Source organism: Trinickia sp. (genome assembly GCF_051961175.1).
In the GTDB taxonomy this organism is placed as follows: Bacteria; Pseudomonadota; Gammaproteobacteria; order Burkholderiales; family Burkholderiaceae; genus Trinickia.
The window spans coordinates 1-2,954 of sequence record NZ_JBQCDN010000384.1; the positions used below are offsets into that span (position 1 = coordinate 1).

Below are 2,954 nucleotides of genomic sequence, written 5' to 3' on the forward strand. Positions count from 1 at the left end.
CGGCTGCTCGCCGCGGGCGCACGCGCGATGCTGACGATGGAACAGCGCGATGCACAGCTCGGCTTCGTGAGCCCCGCGATTGTCGACGTCACCGACGTACGCGAGTTGCCGGACGAAGAGCACTTCGGCCCGCTCGCGCAGATCATTCGCTATGGCGATTTCGACGAAGCGATCGCGCGTGCGAACGACACCGTCTATGGCTTGTCGGCGGGGCTGCTCGCCGACGACGAAGCGCGCTGGACGCACTTTCATCGCACGATCCGCGCGGGCATCGTCAACTGGAATCGTCCCACGAACGGGGCCTCGTCGGCGGCGCCGTTTGGGGGCACGGGCCGCTCCGGCAATCATCGGCCCAGCGCTTACTATGCGGCCGACTACTGCGCTTATCCGATGGCCTCGGTGGAAAGCGCGCAACTCACGATGCCCGCGAGCGTTTCGCCGGGCCTCCAGTTTTAAGAATCGAGCAAGGATCGACGATGCAAGCACGGGAAGCCAACTTCGACGGACTCGTAGGTCCGACGCACAACTATGCGGGGCTGTCGTTCGGTAACGTGGCGTCGCAGTCGAACGAGAAATCGGTCGCCAATCCGCTCGCCGCCGCCAAGCAGGGCTTGCGCAAGATGAAGCAGCTCGCCGATCTCGGCTTCTTGCAGGGCGTGCTGCCCCCGCAGGAGCGGCCCTCGCTGCGTCTGCTGCGCGAGCTCGGTTTTTCGGGCTCCGAGCAGAAAGTGATCGAGCGCGCGGCGAAAGAAGCGCCCGAGCTGCTGGCCGCAGCCAGTTCGGCCTCCGCGATGTGGACGGCGAATGCGGCGACGGTCAGTCCGTCGTTCGACACGCAAGACGGCCGCGTGCATTTCACGCCAGCCAACCTCACGAGCAAGCTGCACCGCGCGATCGAGCACGAGGCGACGCGCCGCACGCTGTCGGCGATCTTCGCCGATCCGACGCGGTTCGTCGTGCACGAGGCGTTGCCTGGCACCCCTGCGCTCGGCGATGAAGGCGCGGCGAACCACACGCGGTTTTGCGCGCAGTACGGCGAGCGCGGCGTCGAATTCTTCGTCTATGGGCGCAGCGAGTATCGCCGTGGTCCGGAGCCTGTGCGATATCCGGCGCGTCAAACGTTCGAAGCGAGCCGCGCGGTCGCGCAGCGGCATGGCCTGGCGGAAGAGGGCACTGTCTACGCGCAGCAGCGCCCCGATGTCATCGATGCGGGCGTGTTTCATAACGACGTCATCGCGGTGGGTAACCGGCAAACGCTGTTTTGCCACGAACGCGCGTTCGTCGAACAAAGCGCGGTCTATGATCAGTTGCGAACGCAACTATCGAAGGCGGGGGCACAGTTCAACGTCATCGAAGTACCGGATGCACGCGTGAGCGTGGCCGACGCCGTGTCGTCGTATTTGTTCAACAGTCAGCTGCTCACGCGTCCCGATGGCCGCGACGTGCTCGTCGTCCCGCAGGAATGCCGCGAGAATCCGCATGTGGCCGCTTATCTCGACGATCTGGCGAACGGTGCGGGTCCGATCGACGACGTGCTCGTTTTCGATCTGCGCGAAAGCATGAAGAACGGCGGCGGGCCCGCTTGCTTGCGGTTGCGCGTGGTCTTGAGCGAAGCCGAGCGGCAGGCGGTCGCACCGGGTGTGTGGATCGACGATGCGCTGTTCGGGCGGCTCGATGCATGGATCGGCAAGCACTATCGCGACCGGCTCGCGCCGAGCGATCTGGGCGATCCGAGCCTGCTCGTCGAATCGCGGACGGCGCTCGACGAGCTGACGCAAATCCTCGGCCTGGGCTCGTTGTATGACTTCCAGCGCTGACGCCGGCAACACGCCGTCGATGCTCGCCGATTTTCTGGCGTTCACGCTTTCGGGGGCGCGGCCCGGTGACGGGGAGGCGCAAGGCGAGTGTGCGCACGGCCTCGTGCGTTACCAGTGGCTGGGCGAGGGCGTGATCGAACTCGTGCCCGCCGCGTGGCCGGAGGGGTGCCCGTCGAATAGCGTGCTTGTTTCGGCGGGTGTGCACGGCGATGAAACCGCACCGATCGAGTTGTTATCGCGGATGCTCGCCGATATTGCGAGCGGGAGCGTGCCGCTTGCCTGCAGGCTTGGCATCGCACTCGGCAATGTCGCCGCGATGCGTGCAGGGTGCCGTTATATCGACGATGACCTGAACCGGCTCTTTTGCGGCCGGCATGCGAACTTGCCGGACAGCTGCGAGGCGCCGCGCGCGCGTGCTTTGGAGGCGGCGGCGGGGCGCTTTTTCGCATTGGCGCCGGACGATATCCGTTTGCGCTGGCACATCGACATGCACACGGCCATTCGGGCCTCGGTGTTCGAGCGCTTCGCGCTATTGCCGCATACGGGCAAGCGGCCAACGCACGCGATGTTCGAGTGGCTTGCGGATGCGCGTATCGAGGCGGTGCTGTTGCATACGGCCAAGGGCAATACGTACACGCATTTCACGGCGGAATCGTTCGGTGCTAACGCCTGTACGCTAGAACTCGGCAAGGTACGGCCGTTCGGTGAAAACGACCTCTCGCGCTTTGCGGGTGCCGACCGTGCGGTTCGCGCTCTGGTCGCAGGCACGAGCGAGCGGGGCCCAGCGCCGATGCCGCGCGTGTTTACCGTGGTTGGCCAAATCATGAAGCATAGCGACGCGTTCGAGCTTTTCATGGCTGACGACGTCGCCAATTTCACGGCATTCGAGAAGGGCACGTTGTTGGCGCGCGATGGCGACTACCGGTATACGGTCTCGCACGACGAAGAACGGATCGTATTCCCCAATCGGACGGTGAAGGCCGGGTTGCGGGCCGGGCTGACCGTCATCGAGACGACGCGGGAGACGCTGGCGAACCTCGAGTCCTAGGGCCTGTTCACGCTAATTCCAGGCTTGCGAACCCTGATTGAAACAATCCTTTTTGGGGCTGGCTACCAGAAGGGCCGATCGCTGCGTCA

3 protein-coding genes are annotated in these 2,954 nt (G+C 64.8%); all 3 read left to right on the plus strand.

What is annotated here, in order from left to right; genetic code table 11:
• A partial coding sequence (locus ACTHL0_RS21900) for an aldehyde dehydrogenase family protein (RefSeq protein WP_440568999.1) occupies positions 1-456 on the plus strand: 456 nt, incomplete at its 5' end.
• 20 nt (positions 457-476) lie between these two features.
• Entirely contained in the window at positions 477-1,817 is a 1,341-nt protein-coding gene (gene astB, locus ACTHL0_RS21905; protein WP_440569000.1) for an N-succinylarginine dihydrolase, read from the plus strand.
• Positions 1,801-2,865 (plus strand): succinylglutamate desuccinylase, encoded by a 1,065-nt coding sequence (gene astE / locus ACTHL0_RS21910; RefSeq protein WP_440569001.1) that lies wholly within the window; start codon positions 1,801-1,803, stop codon positions 2,863-2,865. Before astB ends, astE begins: the two co-directional genes overlap by 17 nt.
• The last annotated feature ends 89 nt before the right edge of the window (positions 2,866-2,954 follow it).